The sequence below is a fragment of the Chryseobacterium vrystaatense genome (assembly GCF_000737765.1).
GTDB lineage: Bacteria > Bacteroidota > Bacteroidia > Flavobacteriales > Weeksellaceae > Chryseobacterium > Chryseobacterium vrystaatense.
The window spans coordinates 868,725-886,799 of record NZ_JPRI01000001.1 but is presented as its reverse complement, the minus strand read 5'-3'; the positions used below and the strand labels follow the sequence as shown (position 1 = coordinate 886,799).

Annotated in this window: 20 protein-coding genes; 16 read left to right on the top strand and 4 right to left on the bottom strand. The window is 36.4% G+C overall.

The genetic code is table 11. From position 1 onward, the window contains the following. Window positions 1–12: 12 nt before the first annotated feature. The 9 genes from IW16_RS04120 to IW16_RS26420 all read left to right on the top strand — a co-directional run bounded on the left by IW16_RS04120 (window position 13) and on the right by IW16_RS26420 (window position 9,602). Window positions 13–2,217 carry a TonB-dependent siderophore receptor gene (locus IW16_RS04120; protein WP_051889897.1) on the top strand — a complete coding sequence of 735 codons (2,205 nt, stop codon included), beginning with the start codon at window positions 13–15 and terminating at the stop codon, window positions 2,215–2,217. A gap of 40 nt (window positions 2,218–2,257) precedes the next feature. Continuing rightward, window positions 2,258–3,454 (top strand): PepSY-associated TM helix domain-containing protein, encoded by a 1,197-nt coding sequence (locus tag IW16_RS04115; RefSeq protein ID WP_034739938.1) that lies wholly within the window; start codon window positions 2,258–2,260, stop codon window positions 3,452–3,454. Next, a complete protein-coding gene (locus IW16_RS04110; protein WP_034740560.1) occupies window positions 3,454–5,568 on the top strand; it encodes a TonB-dependent receptor in 2,115 nt (704 codons plus the stop codon). The genes IW16_RS04115 and IW16_RS04110 overlap by 1 nt, the downstream gene beginning before the upstream one ends. Window positions 5,569–5,619: 51 nt before the next feature. Further along, the gene (locus tag IW16_RS04105) at window positions 5,620–6,831 is read left to right on the top strand and encodes a PepSY-associated TM helix domain-containing protein (protein ID WP_034739936.1); all 1,212 of its coding nucleotides are present in this window, start codon (window positions 5,620–5,622) and stop codon (window positions 6,829–6,831) included. A gap of 84 nt (window positions 6,832–6,915) precedes the next feature. Further along, window positions 6,916–7,884 (top strand): ROK family protein, encoded by a 969-nt coding sequence (locus IW16_RS04100; protein ID WP_034739934.1) that lies wholly within the window; start codon window positions 6,916–6,918, stop codon window positions 7,882–7,884. A gap of 173 nt (window positions 7,885–8,057) precedes the next feature. Continuing rightward, window positions 8,058–8,612 (top strand): peptide-methionine (S)-S-oxide reductase MsrA, encoded by a 555-nt coding sequence (msrA, locus tag IW16_RS04095; protein WP_034739933.1) that lies wholly within the window; start codon window positions 8,058–8,060, stop codon window positions 8,610–8,612. A gap of 238 nt (window positions 8,613–8,850) precedes the next feature. Then, window positions 8,851–9,027 (top strand): hypothetical protein, encoded by a 177-nt coding sequence (locus IW16_RS26510; protein WP_165571951.1) that lies wholly within the window; start codon window positions 8,851–8,853, stop codon window positions 9,025–9,027. Window positions 9,028–9,248: 221 nt separating this feature from the next. Then, window positions 9,249–9,401, top strand: coding sequence for a hypothetical protein (locus IW16_RS26505; RefSeq protein ID WP_165571950.1), 153 nt, complete (start codon window positions 9,249–9,251; stop codon window positions 9,399–9,401). 12 nt (window positions 9,402–9,413) lie between these two features. Continuing rightward, window positions 9,414–9,602, top strand: a complete 189-nt coding sequence (locus IW16_RS26420; RefSeq protein WP_131327833.1) for a hypothetical protein — start codon at window positions 9,414–9,416, stop codon at window positions 9,600–9,602. A gap of 47 nt (window positions 9,603–9,649) precedes the next feature. Here the strand turns inward: IW16_RS26420 and IW16_RS25585 are convergent, their stop codons facing one another. After that, window positions 9,650–10,441, bottom strand: coding sequence for a hypothetical protein (locus IW16_RS25585; protein ID WP_051889895.1), 792 nt, complete (start codon window positions 10,439–10,441; stop codon window positions 9,650–9,652). Between the two features lie 581 nt (window positions 10,442–11,022). Here IW16_RS25585 and IW16_RS04080 point away from each other — a divergent pair. The 7 genes from IW16_RS04080 to IW16_RS04050 all read left to right on the top strand — a co-directional run bounded on the left by IW16_RS04080 (window position 11,023) and on the right by IW16_RS04050 (window position 16,053). Continuing rightward, complete coding sequence (locus IW16_RS04080) at window positions 11,023–12,684, top strand: tetratricopeptide repeat-containing sensor histidine kinase (protein ID WP_034739930.1); 1,662 nt, start codon at window positions 11,023–11,025, stop codon at window positions 12,682–12,684. Window positions 12,685–12,697: 13 nt separating this feature from the next. After that, the gene (locus IW16_RS04075) at window positions 12,698–13,363 is read left to right on the top strand and encodes a response regulator (protein ID WP_034739927.1); all 666 of its coding nucleotides are present in this window, start codon (window positions 12,698–12,700) and stop codon (window positions 13,361–13,363) included. A gap of 129 nt (window positions 13,364–13,492) precedes the next feature. Beyond that, window positions 13,493–14,557: a type I restriction endonuclease gene (locus tag IW16_RS04070; RefSeq protein WP_034739926.1), complete on the top strand. Its 1,065-nt coding sequence runs from the start codon at window positions 13,493–13,495 to the stop codon at window positions 14,555–14,557. Between the two features lies 1 nt (window position 14,558). After that, window positions 14,559–15,167: a TM2 domain-containing protein gene (locus IW16_RS26860; RefSeq protein ID WP_223878102.1), complete on the top strand. Its 609-nt coding sequence runs from the start codon at window positions 14,559–14,561 to the stop codon at window positions 15,165–15,167. A gap of 50 nt (window positions 15,168–15,217) precedes the next feature. Next, window positions 15,218–15,526: a hypothetical protein gene (locus IW16_RS04060; protein ID WP_034739923.1), complete on the top strand. Its 309-nt coding sequence runs from the start codon at window positions 15,218–15,220 to the stop codon at window positions 15,524–15,526. A 93-nt stretch (window positions 15,527–15,619) separates the two neighbouring features. Next, complete coding sequence (locus IW16_RS04055) at window positions 15,620–15,829, top strand: hypothetical protein (protein WP_034739921.1); 210 nt, start codon at window positions 15,620–15,622, stop codon at window positions 15,827–15,829. Window positions 15,830–15,852: 23 nt separating this feature from the next. After that, window positions 15,853–16,053 carry a hypothetical protein gene (locus tag IW16_RS04050; protein WP_034739920.1) on the top strand — a complete coding sequence of 67 codons (201 nt, stop codon included), beginning with the start codon at window positions 15,853–15,855 and terminating at the stop codon, window positions 16,051–16,053. Window positions 16,054–16,105: 52 nt separating this feature from the next. Here the strand turns inward: IW16_RS04050 and IW16_RS04045 are convergent, their stop codons facing one another. The 3 genes from IW16_RS04045 to IW16_RS04035 form a co-directional block, all read right to left on the bottom strand. After that, window positions 16,106–16,555 carry a GNAT family N-acetyltransferase gene (locus tag IW16_RS04045; protein WP_034739917.1) on the bottom strand — a complete coding sequence of 150 codons (450 nt, stop codon included), beginning with the start codon at window positions 16,553–16,555 and terminating at the stop codon, window positions 16,106–16,108. Next, a complete protein-coding gene (yihA, locus tag IW16_RS04040) occupies window positions 16,548–17,171 on the bottom strand; it encodes a ribosome biogenesis GTP-binding protein YihA/YsxC (protein ID WP_034739915.1) in 624 nt (207 codons plus the stop codon). The genes IW16_RS04045 and yihA overlap by 8 nt, the downstream gene beginning before the upstream one ends. 65 nt (window positions 17,172–17,236) lie before the next feature. Next, complete coding sequence (locus IW16_RS04035; RefSeq protein ID WP_034739913.1) at window positions 17,237–17,998, bottom strand: alpha/beta fold hydrolase; 762 nt, start codon at window positions 17,996–17,998, stop codon at window positions 17,237–17,239. Window positions 17,999–18,075 lie beyond the last annotated feature (77 nt).

Genomic DNA, 18,075 nt, shown 5'->3' with positions numbered 1-18,075 from the left:
TACTTATAGACAATGAAAAAGATAACGATAGGAGCTGCATTATTAACATCTATGCTCGCTCTGGCCCAAGAAAAAGATACGATTAAATCTAATGACATCGAAGAAGTGATTGTCAATGGAAAATATTACAAAAAATACGTAGAAAAGCAGGGATCGTCTTCTCTTCGTCTGGACGAAGATCTTATCAAGATTCCACAAAACATTTCCATTATTACCGGACGAGCATTGGAAGACCAGCAGGTAACCACTTTAAGCGACGGTGTATTGAGAAACGTTGCCGGAGCGCAGAGACTGGAGCACTGGGGTGATATGTACACCAGAGTGAATATGAGAGGTTCCAGAGCAGCAGCATTTATGAATGGAGTGAATGTCACTTCTAACTGGGGACCGCTAAGTGAAGATATGAGTTTTGTAGACCATATCGAATTTATCAAAGGACCTTCAGGTTTCTTAATGTCAAATGGTGAGCCAAGCGGTATTTATAATATCGTCACTAAGAAACCGACGGGAAATGCACTAAACGGAACCGCAAGAGTTACCCTTGGAAGCTTCAATATGTACAGAGGAGAAGCAGATATTGACACTAAGATTACGGAAAAAGTAGCTTTCAGATTGAATTTAATGGCTCAGAACAAAAACAGTTTCAGAGACTATGAATTCAATGACAGATACATCATCAACCCTTCATTAAAAGTAAAGCTTTCAGAGAAAACAACCTTAACGGCAGAATATATCTACCAAAAAGCAAAAATGTCTGAAGTAGGTTCTGCCTATGTTTTCAGTTTTGATGGTTATGCAACAAGACCTGCAAGCTACACTCATACTGACCCGGGTATTGATCCGACAAAAGTTGATAACAATACAGTTAATATCAATTTACAGCATAAATTCAACGAAAACTGGAAATTGACATCCCAGTTAACGTACGTTAATGAATATACCATGGGAAGCGATATCTGGCCAAGTAATTTTGAAGGAAACTACATGATCCGCCGTCTCAATTATTGGGAAGCTGATAATACCATGAAGTTCGGGCAGGTTTTCTTAAATGGATACGTAAAAACAGGTGCTGTTTCACATAAAATTTTAGCAGGTCTTGACTTAGGTAGTAAAAAATATATGGCAGACTGGTCTCAGGGGTATAACCTTGATCGTTATAATGAAACCGATGATTATACAAAGCCTGCAGATCATAACTACTGGTATAATCTAAATACCGGTAATTATGACATCAATGGTACCAATCCATATTCCGGACCAAACAATAACAATACTCCCGGTTACCTTGCTTTTGATGGTACCAGCAAACCTCTTTCTGTAAGAGCAGGAGCAGGAAGTACAATTGAGCAAAACTATACCGGATTATACCTACAGGATGAGTTAGGCTTTTTGGATGACAAATTGAGACTTACCCTTGCTGCACGATACACAAACGTAAAAGAGAATAATTATGGAACAAAATCTGAAGCAGACAAAATAACCCCTCGTATAGGTATCAGCTATTCTATCGATGAAAGTATGTCTGTATACGGTTTATATGACCAGGCATTTGTTCCGCAAGCAGCTATTTTCAGAGACGGCAGCACCGTAAAGCCAATCACTGGAAACAATATGGAAGTTGGTGTAAAGAAAGACTGGTTTGGTGGAAAATGGAATACGACAATCTCAGCCTATAATATCATAAAAAATAATGCTACTATAAATGATCCTGCCAATAGCCCATCTGAACAGTACTCAATTTTACTTGGTAAAACAAGAGTTCAGGGAGTAGAGTTTGATCTTAAGGGAGAGATTACAAGAGGATTCAATGCAATCTTCAACTATGCATTTACAGAAAATAAAATTACAGAATCTAACGATCCTAAAAACAATCCTGAAGGAAAAAGAGTTCCTGGCTATGCAAAACATACAGCCAATGGATGGTTAAATTACACATTCACTGACGGACTTCTAGAAGGATTTGGATTAAGTTTCGGTGGAACTTACCTGGGAGACAGAAGCAGTTGGGACTGGGGTGGTACAAATACCCAGCAAATGGGCGACTATGTAAAATTCGATGCTGGTGCTTCTTGGGAAAATTCTAAATTCAGAGTGGGGCTGAATGTATTTAATGTATTTAACAGATACTTATATTCCGGCTCACCGTATGGAAATTACTACTATTATCAAGCGGAAGCACCGAGAAACTTCAGACTGTCAATAGGATATAAATTTTAAATAATCAAAAGTTAGCCTCTACGGAGGTTAACTTTTTGCTATGAAGAAAAAACACCCCCATAAAAAGAAAGTTTCTTTTACAAAGAAATGGTCTGCCAAACTGCATTTGTGGTTTGGTTTGTCCGTTGGTATTATTGTCTTTATCGTTTCGCTGACCGGAACCCTGTATGTATTTAAAGACGAGATACAGAACAGCCTGCGAAAAGAAGCCATGTATGTGAAAGAATCTTCATCAACACCGCTTTCGATTGCAGTACTTAAGGAAAAAGTAAGTTTGGAACTGAATGAAAAATTCCCCATTAACGCGGTTGAAATTTCTTTGGACAAAAATAAATCTTACCGTTTTTCATACTACGAAAAAAACAAAAAAGGCTGGAATTATTTTGAAGAAGTTAAAATCAATAAACTCGTTTATGTAGATCAGTATAACGGAAAGATTCTAGCTGTTTATGATGAGAAATATAATTTTTTCAACATCCTGAAATACATTCACTGGAGCCTTCTTCTAAACTCCGAATGGGGAAAATATGTGGTCGGAATTCCTACTGTGCTGTTTATCTTCATGCTGATTACCGGAATTGTTTTATGGTGGCCCAAGAATAAAAAAGCAAGAAAAGGTCGCTTTTGGTTCAGCTGGGAAAATGTAAAAACCTGGAAACGCAAAAACTATGATCTTCATAATGTATTAGGTTTTTACGCGTCATTCTTTGCTCTTTTAATCAGTATTACAGGAATTTATTTTGCCTATCCGTATGTGAAAAATACTTTTAATCTTGCCTTATCGGGATCTACAGAAATGCCAAAAGACAAGGAGATTAAGTCTCCGGATTCTTTAATGGTAAAAAACGCCTCAGTTTATGACCTTACCGCACAGAAAACCAGAAAACTCTATCCTACATCTTCCAGTTTCAGAATTCCTTTAAACGGAAAAAATAAGAAAGGAAAGGAGTTAAAGAATATTCCTGTGACTATTTATGGTGAAGAAGGACGTTTCAGTGAAAGAAATTCATTGGTCTTTGATAAGTACTCAGGGAAACTTCTCGCAGAGAAAGCTCATCAGAAGTTGAGCAATGCCGAAAAATATGCCAATGCCAACTATGATATCCATACAGGTTCCTATTTTGGGCTCTTTGGAAAAATTCTCTGGTTCATTACCGGACTCATCTGCACTTCACTTCCTGTTACAGGATTTTTAGTATGGTGGGGAAAACAAAAAAAACAAGGAAAGAAAATATAATGAAAAAAGTGCTTATATCAGCTGCATGCTTAGGCTCGGCTGCTGTTTTTTCTCAGGTAACAGACAGCCTGCAGACCAACAGCGTAGATGAAGTCGTAATGACTGCCTCACGAAAAAAAGAAAATATTAAAGAGGTACCAAGCTCAATTACAATTGTTGGAGAAAAACAGATTCAGTCTCAGCTGACGGTCAATTCGGATATCACCAGCATTCTTCAATATACGGTTCCCAGTTTAGGGACCAACTCCGGACAAACTTCCAACTCCGGACAAACTTTAAGAGGAAGACAGGTTCTTGTGCTTATTGACGGTATTCCTCAGTCTACCCCTTTGAGGAATGGAGCAAGAGACATCAGGAGTATTGATCCTTCCGTGATAGAAAGAATTGAAGTTATTAAAGGGGCCTCATCCATTTACGGAAACGGTGCAGATGGAGGGATTATCAATTATATCACCCGAAAAAGCAAATCTGATAAAAATATTTCAGGACTTAGTCAGATCGGTTTTACAGCACAACCTTATGGTGGAACTCTGGGAGTACGTGCCAGCCAGCTTTTATCCGGAAAGGTGATTAAATTTGATTACGTTTTCTCTCTTGCCTACGAAAGAACGGGATATATGAAAGATGCAGACGGAGTAAGCCTTTCCCCTACCTACAGTACCGCAAAGATGGATAACTATAACGGAATGCTTAAAGTAGGATATACCATCAATAAAGATCAGAGAGTTGAAGCCTCATATATCGGATATGCCTCAAAATCAGATCTTAATTTAGGAATGGTCATCGGAAAATACGGGATCAAACCAACTGTTGGAGAAGGAGTTGGCAAAGGTCTTGAAACGACACCTCAGGGAACACCCAGAAACCATAATTTCAGGATCAACTATGACAATCAAAATCTTTTCTGGGGAACCACTTCACTGAACTTCAATGCTTATATGCAGGATTTCAGAACGGTATACGGATACAGTGACACCTTCTTCGGCGGAGGACAGTCTAATGTAATCTCCAAAAAGTACGGTGCCAGAATAAATTTTGATACCAGGCTTTGGAATGCTCAGAATTCCCAGGGAGAAATCATGTATGGAATGGACCTTCTTAATGACCAAACCGTTCAGAAACTGGAAGACGGCCGTTACTGGACACCGGACATGAATATGACCAACCTGGCTCCTTTCGTTCTGGTTAAAATTGATTTATTAAAAAAACTAACGATCAAAGGAGGACTTCGCTACGAAAACATGAGTGTAAAAGTAGGAGATTTCAATACCCTTTCTTCAGTGAAACTTGACGGAACCTTCACAAAAAGTATCTTCGTTACCGGTGGAAAATTAAAATATAATGCCCTGGTAGCCAATTTAGGAGTACGATACAATATTGAACCTTTCATTAATCTTTTCGGAAGCTTTTCACAGTCCTACTCTATCAACGAATTAGGAAGAATTCTGAGAACATCTACCCAAGGAACCATCCAAAATCTTGAAACCAAACCTATTATCGTCAACAACTATGAGCTCGGTGCGACAGGGCAGATTTCAAAATGGATCAATTATGAAATCACTTCATACGTAAGTACCTCAAAACTTGGGGCTTCTTTTGTACAGAGTGCAGACAGGTCATTAACCATACAGCGTTCACCGGAAATTGTATATGGTGTGGAAGGATTCTTACATTTTACCCCTGCAAAATGGATTAATTTCGGAGGAAGCTACAGCTGGATAGAAGGAATCACATCCATAAAAGACGATGGAGATTATTCAGCAAAAATCAATAACAGCAGAATTTCTGCACCAAAAGTACTTGCGTATGTTCAGGCAAGACCAATACCTGCTTTATCCATTGGACTGGACATGTTACACGCCTTTGAGCAGGACAGATTCCAGCCTAATGCTGCAGGAGTACTGGGTTACGGGGAAGGAAACGTTCCCGAATACACCATTTTTAATTTTAAATCAAGTTATGAAGTCAATAAAAACTGGAGAGTATCTGTAGGGGTTGAAAACGTTTTCAACAAAATCTATCAGCCTGCCATCGCGTGGTGGTCTTCCCGTGACAGCGAATTCGTAAATGCGCCGGGAGCAAGAGGTACTTTAATGCTTGAGTATAAATTTTAATTAAACTAAATAAAAAGTAAAACATATCTTTGCGATACTTTGAACTGCCATATGAAGAAAAAACATCATCATAAAAATAAACCAGGCTTTTTTAAAAAATGGTCTGCGAAACTGCATCTGTGGTTTGGCCTCGGCATCGGCTTTCTGATCTTTATCATCTCCATTACGGGAGCACTTTATGTTTTTAAAGACGAACTGGAAAACTTTACCAGAGAAGATGTAATCTATCACAACGAGCAGAATATAGCGCAGAAACAGGTTCTTCCTATCAGAGTAATGGAGAAATCTGTGGTGGAACAGGTAAAAGAAAAATATCCTGTCCATTGGGTAAATGTTCCAATCGATAAAAAAATGTCCTACATTTTTTACTGGTATGAACACAACACCAAAGCCTGGAATTATTTTGAAGAGCTTCCGGTTTATAAAGCAGCTTATGTGAATCCTTACACCGGAAAAGTTCTCAGGGTTTATGATGAAAAGAACGGATTCTTCAATATTGTAAAAATGATTCACTGGAGCTTCCTCCTGAAACAGGATTGGGGGCCTTATGTGGTAGGAATTCCTGTCATCATTTTCCTGATCATGCTCATCACAGGAATCGTACTTTGGTGGCCTAGAAACAAAGCCGCAAGAAAGCAACGCTTTTCTTTCAAATGGAAAAATATTAAAAGCTGGAAAAGAAAGAATTATGATCTACACAATATCCTTGGTTTTTATTCTTCCATCTTTGCTTTAATCTTCACTATTACAGGATTGTTTTATGCCTACTTTGTAGTACAGGCAATGATCTATGTAATATTCTCCGGGGGAGAAACAAAATATCCGGACTTCTCACACATTAAAACCAAAGCTCCTATAGAATTAAGAACGGAAGGAACCCTGGACAAAGTCATTAGTACGGTGATTAAAAAATACCCGGATGCCTTCGGTTTTGCCATCGACCTGGGCCATGAGCATATGGATGATCATGAACATCCGAATTTTGAAGTTTATGTAAAACACCTTTCTTATTCTTATCACAAGAGCAGTAGCTTAATTTTTGATGAGAACTCAGGAGAACTGCTTCATACCCATGATCCTAAGGACAAAAACTTTGGTGAAAAAGCTGTAGGTGCCAACTATGATATTCACGTAGGGTCCATTTTAGGACTTCCGACAAAGATCATTGCATTTATTGTCAGTCTGATCTGTGCATCATTGCCTGTAACCGGATTTCTGGTATGGTGGGGAAGAAGAAAAAAGAAACCCGCTAAAACAGCGTAAAAGTTTTTTAAATAAAAGTTTTGTTAATAATCTATTAATACAATCTTTTTTATAATTTTAACCCTTTAGAATTTATAAATAGAAATGTCATTAATAGATTTATCAAAACAAGTTGCTCTCGGAATTGATATTGGTGGAACTAATACAAAATTCGGAGTAGTGAACCACCGCGGTGAAGTTCTGGAAAAAGGAAATCTGAGAACTGATGAGTATGAGAAAGTGGAAGACTTTATCGATGCTTTACACGAGCAGGTGAAACCCCTGATCGATAAGTACGGTACAGAAAAAAACTTTGACGGAATCGGAGTAGGCGCTCCTAATGCCAACTATTATAAAGGAACCATAGAGCAGGCTCCCAATCTACCCTGGAAGGGATTAGTTCCTTTCAGTGACTTGATGAAAGCCAAATTCGATCTGCCATGCACCATCACCAATGATGCCAATGCGGCAGCTTTGGGCGAAATGCTTTTTGGCGCAGCCCGAGGAATGAAGGACTTTATCATGATCACTTTAGGTACAGGAGTAGGCAGCGGAATCATTTCTAATGGAAGTTTGATTTACGGACACGACGGTTTTGCCGGCGAGCTGGGTCATACTATTGTAAAACCAGGTGGAAGAAAGCACTGGAGTACAGGATCCGAGGGAAGTCTTGAAGCCTATGCCTCAGCAACAGGAATTGCGATCACCGCCAAAAAGATGAGAGCCGAGTTCCCAGAATCGATGCTGAACCAGTATCCGGAAGAAACCATCAACTCGAAAACTGTACATGAATGTGCACTGAAAGGTGATGTTATCGCTACTGAAGTATTCAGATATACAGGGCAAAAACTGGGAGAAGCCCTGGCTAATTTCGTAATGTTTTCTTCACCTGAAGCCATTCTTTTATTCGGTGGTGTGATCAAGGCCGGAGATTTTATTTTGAAGCCTGCAAAGCTTCATATGGAAAGAAACCTTCTGCCCATCTTTAGAAATAAAGTAAAGTTGGTTTTCAGTGAACTCGATGAAGCAGACGCTGCCATTCTTGGAGCAAGTGCTTTGGTTTGGGAAAAATAAACTGAAAAACGACATTAAAATAATAATTAAAGCATCCTTTAAGGGTGCTTTTTTTGTTTTAAATCATCATGTTTCTCATCCAAAATGAGAAAGTTTTTCTTATTTTTGATAGGTTTTTCCCCTTTTTATCCAAGAACTGAATCGGTAAAACCTCAAATAAAATAATCAATAAAATGGATAACAATAATTTAGAACAGATCACTTTCGGAGGCGGATGCTTCTGGTGTGTAGAAAGCTGTTTCAATATGCTTAAAGGTGTACAGTCTGCGATCTCAGGATATTCGGGAGGTCACAAAGCCAATCCAACCTATGAAGAAGTCTGTACAGGCGAAACCGGGCATGCTGAGGTTGTACAGATCACTTTTGATCCTAAGATCATTTCTTACGAACAGCTAATGGATGTATTCTTTTTTCTTCATGATCCTACGCAGCTGAACAGACAGGGGAACGATATCGGCACCCAGTACCGATCTGTTATATACTACAAAGACGACGCTGAAAAAGCTAAAGCAGAAGAAGCTCTCAAAACCTCTGAAGCTTCAGGCAGATGGCCTGGCACCTACGTTACGGAAGTGTCAAAATTCGAGAAATTCTGGCCTGCAGAACAATACCACCAGGGATACTATAACGTTAATCCAACACAGCCTTATTGCAGCGCTGTAGTTGGTCCTAAAATTCAGAAGTTCAAAAAATACTTTGGGGAATTAGGAATGTTGACTGAAGACTAAACGAATGTCCTGAAATAGTTCAGGACTTTCTTTTTTATTTAATGACTATTATTATTAAAAAAATGATACAATTAATTTTTCTGATGTTTGGGATATCTCTCTCCACTCATTTTGATCATACAACTGCTGTTCATAACAATAAAACTTCTATTTCAGAAAACATTCAGCCAGAGTCTATGGATACGGGCGGTAATACTATACAAGTTCCTCCAAAAAAATAAAAACTAAATTTTCATCTATGATCAATTTCATCTTAATACTGATTGGATTTATTTCTCCCAACAATATCAATTCAGAACAAAATAATACATATCCTCAAATACAGCAAAATATCAATACAGGTAGTAGCCTTGAAGATAATAATGGTGGACCTGTTGGAGGAAATACTGGACAAATTCCTCCTCCACTTGGATAACAAAACCATATACAATTAATATTATTATTAATTTCTTACTCGTCCTTTTAGGACTTATTTCTTCTAATAATAAAGAGACAGCATCAGAAATGCCTCAAAACTCCAGTGTCGTTATTTCAAAAACATCAGAAACGATAGATACGGGTGGAGATACCGGTCCGATTCTTCCCCCAAAAAAATAATTTAATTCCAAATAAAATATAATGATCAATTTTATCGTAATGCTAATAGGATTTTTATCTCCTAACAGCACCAATACGGAGCAAAATAATACATCTTCTCACATACAGCAAAATATCAATACAGGTAGTAGCCTTGAAGATAATAATGGTGGACCTGTTGGGGGAAATTCAGGACAACTGCCACCTCCTTAATACCCAAATAATATGATACAGCTTATATTCATCCTCTTAGGATTTACATCTACCAGCAACAGTTTAGGTATGTTACCTACCATTCAAAGCCCCTCAACAGTAAAGGTCTTCCATAATTCAACCGGTATTGATTCTGGAGCTGAAAATGGAAATGATACAGGCGGAAATACTGGTCAAAAACCACCTTTCTCGCAACCGTAAAAATGAAAAAGGACAAATAAACTTCTAATTATTTGCCCTTTTTCATTTTATTCCTTAGAAATCCCTGCATATTTTTCAATAATATAAGGTGTAGATGCCCGCAGCTCGCGTCCGTTGTCCGGATCTTTCCCATCCATTGTAAAAAACTCAACATTTCCGTAGAACTTTGAATACCAGGTAACACCTAACGCATTGTCGACCGTCAATGTGTCTTTTCTTGTAATCTTTTTGAAATGCTTTAATCTGATACTGTCTGCAGGAACCAAATTTCTGTGCGGATTTTTATCTGTGCATTCTATCAGTTTATACTCTCTCTTATTCCAATACATACATTCTTTTGAGGTTTCTGTATTCATAAAAAAGGAAAGGCCTGAATTTTCGTGTACTCTTTTTTTATCTCCTGAAAATACGATTCCCCCAGTTACCAGTAATGCAATAAAAATAAATCCAAATACCCCTAAGCCATTCTGTTTCATAAATTCAGGCATAGTGAAAATGGGTTTATTTGTAATGTTTATCACTATTTTAGATAGAGTCTGACTTACCGTATACTCTATAGTCTTCCAATCTAAACAATAATCTCTAAAACTATCATATCCAACATAACAGCTTAAATCATTTAGAATAGTTAGCTTAATATTATAGTCCTCATCTTTTTCAACAATTGTTTTATAATATGTTTCAAAAGTTTTATAGCTGAGAAATATTTTAAAGTCATCTAATAAATCTTTCTCCAAAGATTTTAAAATTGCACTAAATGCTGTTTCAGGTGTTGCGTTCGACGCCTTTTCATAGACATCTTCCAGCAATTTCCTTTTCTGGGGTAAAAATTTTGACATACTAAATAAATTAGGTCGAAAATACTCTGTCTGACACTAAAAACATTACGGTTTTCCGTACAAAACTTTCCAAAAACTTTCCAAAAACTTTCTAACCCCTACTTTCCCTTTCGCCGTTACTTTGCCATAGAAATCAGTGACAAACAAAACATTAGAAAAACAAAAATACGAAACTGATTTCAAAATCACCAGATAAAACGGAGGAAAACTCCGGGTTGGGAAGCAGATGTTTCTCCTCCGTTTTTGAAGGTTTACTTCCCAAAAATTTAAGAAGCGCTTCGAAATTTTTAAACGTGTAACACTGCTTGCGATCTGTTTCGCAAGGAAGAACACTAATGCCAAATTTTTAAATTTTTACAACAATGTTAGAATTAATATTGATGCTACTGGGATTAGCATTTTCAAATAACAACGCAAACACGACATCAGATAATAACAGTGATCATAACCAGGTTCAGTCAACAATGACAGTGCCGACAGTACCGGGAGACACGGGAGGAGAAACACTTCCAATTTTACCTCCCAAAAAATAAATAAAAATAACCACTCTTCATTTGAGTGGTTTTTTTTATTTTAGACTTATGATAAGATTATTTCTATTTTTTTCAATTTTCATTATTACAACCTCTTGTCAGAAAAATGTTGTTTTAGATAAAGACACTGCTAAAGGTGATGCTTTTTATGACAGAGGTATGGAGTTGTTTCAAAAAAATGATGTACTAGCATATGAAAATTTTCAGAAAGCAATTTCTTTATACAAGTTATCTCATGATTCCTCAAATATTTCAAAAGTATTAATATATCAAGCTAATATACAAAACAGCAATGGAGACTATACAGGAGCCGAGGAAACTTTAGTAGAAGCCCTTAGCTATATGAAAGATGGTGATACCAGTTTTTATTCGGTGTATGGAACAATGGCTAATATAAAATCTAACCAAAAAGAATACAGTGCATCAATCAAATGGATTAATAAAACTTTAACTGAAAATATAAATTACAGAACGAAAGCAAGGTTATTAAATAATAAAGCATCCGCATTATCTAAAATAAAAGATTATAAAAATGCTTTAAAAATTTTAAACAGTATAGTCTTAGACTCTGTTGATAATAAAGAGGCAAATACTATAAGGGACAACATCGAATATATATTATGGTCAGCTGACAATCATTACAATGCTGAACCTGAATTAGAAACCATCCTGAAATTAAGAATTTTAGAAGACGATAAATGGGGTATGAACGCCAGTTATTCACATCTTTCTGACATCAATAAAGATCAAAACCCTGAAAAATCTCTATTTTATGCCAAACAAATGCTTGTCACAGCCAAGAAAAACAAAAGTTCTGACGACAGATTAGAAGCTCTCGAAAAAATTCTCATTACTGATACTCCTTTAAATTCAAAAAAAACCTTCAATGAATATAAAACCCTTTCTGATAGCATTCAGGCTAAAAGAGACAGCTACAGTACACAATTTGCTTATATTAAATACGACAGCGAGAAAAAAGAAACAGAAAACCAACGGCTAAAGGTTGATCAGGCTCAAAAAGAAAATCAATTGATACGTCAGCAAGCTGCTTTGGCAGTAGCCATAGTTGCTATTATAATCATTGTTATTCTTTACCGAAGAAGACAGGCCAGGCTTAAACAAGAGAATGAGCTTAAACTGAAAAATGATCAGTTGAGAATCTCAAAAAGAGTCCACGACGTAGTAGCCAACGGCATCTACCAGGTTATGACCAAAATAGAAAATCAGGAAGACTTTGACAAAGAAAACGCTCTTGATGAACTGGAATTCGTGTACGAGAAATCCAGAGATATATCCTATGAAAAGCCGGAACTGGAAAATAATAAGAAGCATTATAAAGAAAAAATTTCCACACTTATTGCCTCCTTTAAAAATGATACGATACAAACCTATACGGTAGGAAACGAAAATGAAATATGGCTGGGAGTTTCTCAATCTTCTTTTGATGAAGTGTATCAAATCCTACGTGAACTACTGGTTAATATGAAAAAACACAGTCAGGCCTCACGTGTTGTTTTCAAATTTGAAAAATTTAATAATATGGTCAAAATTCAATATACAGACAATGGAATTGGGATTCCGGGAGACATGATCTACAAAAATGGACTGACAAATACGGGAACCCGTATTGCAGCTATCCATGGAGCAATTATTTTTGACAATGAATCTGAAAAAGGACTGAAGATCAATATTTCATTTCCTGTTTCTTAAAAGACCTAAAAGAATGTTCAAAAAAATTTTAATAGCCGAAGACCACGAAAGTATCAGCATTTCTATCCAGAAAACATTGGAAGAACTCAATATCCCTAATGTCGATTATGTATATTATTGTGATGACGCATTAGCCAAAGTTCAAAAAGCCATCCGGGAAGAAGCTCCGTATGACCTGCTGATCACAGACCTATACTATGAAGAAGATCATCGTGAACAAAAGCTTAAAGATGGAAGAGATTTAATACAAAAAGTTAAAGAACTGCAGCCTTCCTTAAAAGTAATCGTTTTTTCTGCAGAACATAAATCAGGAATTATTGATTCCCTGTTTAATAAATTTAAAATCAACGGCTATGTCCGTAAAGCAAGAAACGACTCCAAAGAATTAAAAAAGTCTATTGCTTCTGTTTTTATTAATGAAAATTACTTATCTCTTGATTTAAAACAAGAGGTCAAAAAATTGAATAGCTATGAATTCTCTGCCTATGATATCACTTTGGTTTCATTGCTTTCACGAGGAATTTTACAGAAACATATTCCTTTGCATCTTCAGGAAAAAGATATTAAACCACACAGCTTAAGCAGTGTAGAAAAAAAACTGAACAGCCTTAAGGAAGATCTTGAAGTAACAAGTAATGAACAACTCGTCGCTTTCTGCAAAGATCTCGGAATTATTTAATCTTGTTTTTAAATATATGTTTAAAACCTTTCAAATTGTTGGAAGGTTTTTTCTTTTTACGGATTCCCGTAAGGAAAACCTTTTTTATCAGGATATTTTTGAAGAAGAAATTTAAACATAACCAAACCTATGGATCTCAAACTAAAATTAGAACAGCTGCATCAGAAAGTCGTTGGATTAAAAGATCAGATCAACACTGAAGAAGCCACAAAAAACGCCTTTGTCATGCCTTTCATACAAATTTTAGGCTATGACATTTTCAATCCTACAGAAGTAATTCCTGAGCACATCTGTGATATTGGAACAAAAAAAGGAGAAAAAGTAGATTATGTCATCCGGAAGAATGATGATCCGATTTTAATTATTGAATGTAAGCATTGGAAAGAAAACGCAGACGCTCACAACTCCCAGCTGCACCGTTATTATCATGTTTCGAAATCAAGGTTTGGAATTTTGACCAACGGCATCGTTTACAACTTCTATACAGATCTGGAAAAACCAAATATCATGGATGAAAAGCCTTTCTTCACCATCGATATTGAAGATCTGAAAGACAGTTCTATCAAGATATTAGAAAGCTTTACTAAAAACGATTACAATCTGGAAAATATTCTGGACTCCGCAGAAGCCCTGAAATATATTAAAGCCATCAGAAAAGAATTTGAAAAGGAAATCGAAAATCCGTCAGATGAAATGATAAAGCTATTAGTCGGCAGGTTCTTCTCGAAACCAATGATAGCAAGCAGAATGCTTTCTTTTAAAGAGTATACCAAAAAAGCATTGACTCTTTCTATCAATGAGTCCATAAGCTTCAGATTAAAATCAGCATTAAGCATTAATGAACAGATTGAAAAACAGGAAGACACTGTAAAAACACTTCCTATCGATGAGAATAATGACTCTAAAATCATTACCACAGAAGAAGAACTCGAGGCTTTCCAAATCGCTAAAGCTATTTTAAGAGAAAAAATTCCTTCCGACAGAATTGCCTACAGAGATACCCTATCCTACTTTGGGGTGTTGCTTGATGATAATAACAGAAAGCCACTTTGCAGGTTTCACTTCAACACCGCCAATAAATATATCGAGACCTTTCAGAATGGCAAAGATGCTGGTGAAAAGGTCCTATTGAACAACCTTGATGAAATATATAATTTCAAAGGGCAACTGATTAAAACATTAGAAAATTATTAACATGGCGGTATTTGCAATCCCAAATCCAAAAAAAATATTGAATGTCGATTTCCCTCTTGACCGGGTGAAAGAAAGCGTGAAAAATATTACTCTCCTAAATTCTAAGTACAGAATTCACAGTTCAAATGAAATCTTTAACCAATACACTTATGAGTCTTATGAATTTCTCAGCTTAGGTGTTTATATTGATATTAACCTTAATTCCATGTCAGAAAACAAAACTGAAATCACCGTGGAAATAAGGAGAAAAATGGGAACATTCAATGAATCTCATGAAGTCACACATGCCAATCAACATATTGTCAATATAGTCAATTATATCGCGAAGTTAACCGTAATGTCTGCTGATGAGATGATTAAACTAAAATCTCAACAAGTGCAAAATATTACCGCTCCCATTAAAAGCAGAAAAGAAAAAAATATAGCTGCCATACTTTCTTTCTTCGTCGGGGGTCTTGGTATACATCGATTTTACTTAGGACAGACGCTTATGGGTGTATTCTATCTGATTTTCTGCTGGACTCTTATTCCTGCATTCATTGCATTCATCGATTTTTTTGCATTCATTTTCATGTCGCAGAATAAATTCGACTTAAAATATAACCGTTGATAAAAACTAATAACCACGAAAACCATCAACCATAAAAAACAATTATTCCTATGAAAAAACTACTATTCTCAGTCCTCCTGACAACGGGCTTACTGCTTCCCACAAGCTTCACTGCTACACTAAACAGCAGTGTTTCCAAAACAGAAGTCTCATCTAAAAAGCAAAAGAAAAAAGAGAAGAAGAGCAAAAGCGGCTCTAAAAGAAATTCAAGCTCTGCAAAATCAAAATCTTATTCACAAAACAAAGGATGCACATACAATGGAAGTCAGTTATATGTAGGTAAAAGAGGAGGCTGCTATTACTACTCAGGAAACAGCAAACAGTATGTAGACAGATCATACTGCTCAGGCTGTAAATAATAAAATTTCAAAAAAACTAAAAACACTCTACATATATAAAAAATGCGAAGCTTTTTCTTCGCATTTTTGTATTTTATAACAAAATCTACTCACATGATTCAATTGATTTTACTGATGTTTGGACTAATATTTCCTAGTGGAAATAAAACAAATCAAAATGACGATTCTAAAACAACCGGACTTAGCGGTATACATTCCAGTCAAGGATTAGATATCGATAAAGATAATGACGGCGGACCTGGAAACGGGGGAAGTACGGGAGGTAATACAGGACAAAATCCTCCTCCCTTTTCTACATTTTAGTTACACCAAATAATAAAATTAAAATGATACAATTTATTGTCATGATGTTTGGACTGATATTTTCAAACGGAAAAGAAACCAACCACAGCCCTTATGCTCAGGCAACTATCCAAAACAGCACAATTCCGGGTGAAAGTCTGGACACAGGTGAGGGTAATGGCAATGGTAACGGACACGGTAATGGAGGAAACACGGGAGGAAATACAGGACAAACACCACCATAGTTTTTTATTACATTACAAGCAAAAAGGCATCCCGTTTTGGAATGCCTTTCTTTTATTTTCTGATCATTTCCGTATGTGGAATATCATCTTCCAGATATTTTTTTCCGGTATCTATAAATCCGAATTCGGAATAAAATCTTAATAAATAATCCTGTGCTGAGATCTTAATCTCAGAAGTATGAAAACGGTTTTCTATTATTTCTACTGCATATCTGATCAGCTGTCTGCCCAGATTTTTACCTCTAGCCTGCTCTGTCGTAAGAACCCTTCCGAAAGAAGTTTCGTCAAACTTAATTCCTTTGTCAAAGACACGGCAATACGCAAGAATTTGCCCGTTTTCTTCAGCCCAGATATGAATGCCTTTCTGGTCATAATTATCCAGATCCGGGTAAGGACAGTTCTGTTCAATTACAAAAACATCAATACGTGCTTTCAGCACTGCGTACAGTTCAGGAACTGTAAACTCATCAAAGGTTTTAATTTTCCAGATTATATTACTCATCAAAACTTACACTATTATTTTTTAAAAATTCATTAGTGGTCTGAATGAAATTCAGGATCTCATCACCACCGGTTTTCTTTTCTGCAGAAGTCACATACAATTCAGGAAGATCAGCCCACGTTTTATGCAGCTCATTTTTATAATTTTCTACATTTTGAAGGGCAACATTCGGTTTCAACTTATCCGCTTTTGTAAAAACAATCGAAAAAGGAATACCGCTTTCCCCACACCATTGAATAAATTCCAAATCAATTTTTTGTGGAGTATGTCGTGAATCCACCAAGACAAATAAATTCACAAGATTTCTTCTGTTCAAAATATAATTGGTAATCAATTTCTCAAAATCTTTTCTGATCGATTTTGAAACCTTTGCATATCCATAACCCGGTAAATCCGTCAGATACCAGTTTTCATTCACTAAAAAATGATTGATCAGCTGAGTTTTCCCTGGAGTTCCGGAAGTTTTTGCCAGGTCCTTATGATTCATCATTGCATTGATCAATGAGGATTTTCCAACATTCGACCTTCCGATAAAAGCGTACTCTGGCATCGTAGGTTCCGGGCATTCCTGCCATTTCCCACTACTTTTTACAAATTCTGCCGTTTTTATAACCATTTTTGACTATTTTTTAGAAAAACAAACCATTAAGAAAAGCTCTTAATGGTTTATTATTATTTGTTTTAAACTTTATCTTTTAACCAGCTGTAAAGAATTTCATTAAATTCATCCGGCTTTTCCATCATCGCAGCATGTCCGCATTTCTCAATCCAGAAGAGATCTGAATTTGGGATAAACTTATGCATATCTTCAGCCACTTCAGGAGGAGTAACATTATCCTGTCTTCCCCAGATCAGACATGTTGGAGTCACAATCTTAGGAAGGTCATTCAGCATATTGTGTTTGATAGCACTTCTGGCCAACATCACTGTTTTTATTCCTTTCATTCTATCGTTCACTACAGAAAAAACCTCGTCTACAAGATCTTCAGTAGCGATAGCAGGGTCATAAAAAACCTCTTCCGTTTTCTTCCTTATATAGGAACGGTCATTCTTTCTCGGGAAACTGTCCCCGAAAGTTCTTTCATACAATCCCGAGCTTCCTGTTAAAACAAGATTCTTAACGAGATCAGGTCTTGCTAAAGTCATAATCAATCCCACATGTCCCCCCATTGAGTTTCCTACAATAGTAACAGGTGCAGAAATATGACTCTCTATAAACTTGATAATATATTTTGCAAGAGTGGTAAGATTAGTATTGAGTACCGGCAAATCGTAGATAGGCAACTGAGGAACATAAACCTTGAACCCCCTCTCCGAAAAAAAATCTACCATCTTATCGAAATTACTCAACCCACCCATTAAACCGTGCAACAGCACCAATGGATGTCCTTCTCCCGCCTCTATAAAAGTATATTTCTTTTCTTTTTTTGTACTAAATATCATAAAATGCCTTAATAAAGCTCTGCAAAAATACAAATTAAACCTCAAAAAATTTTTGAATACCCTAATTTAAAGTAAAA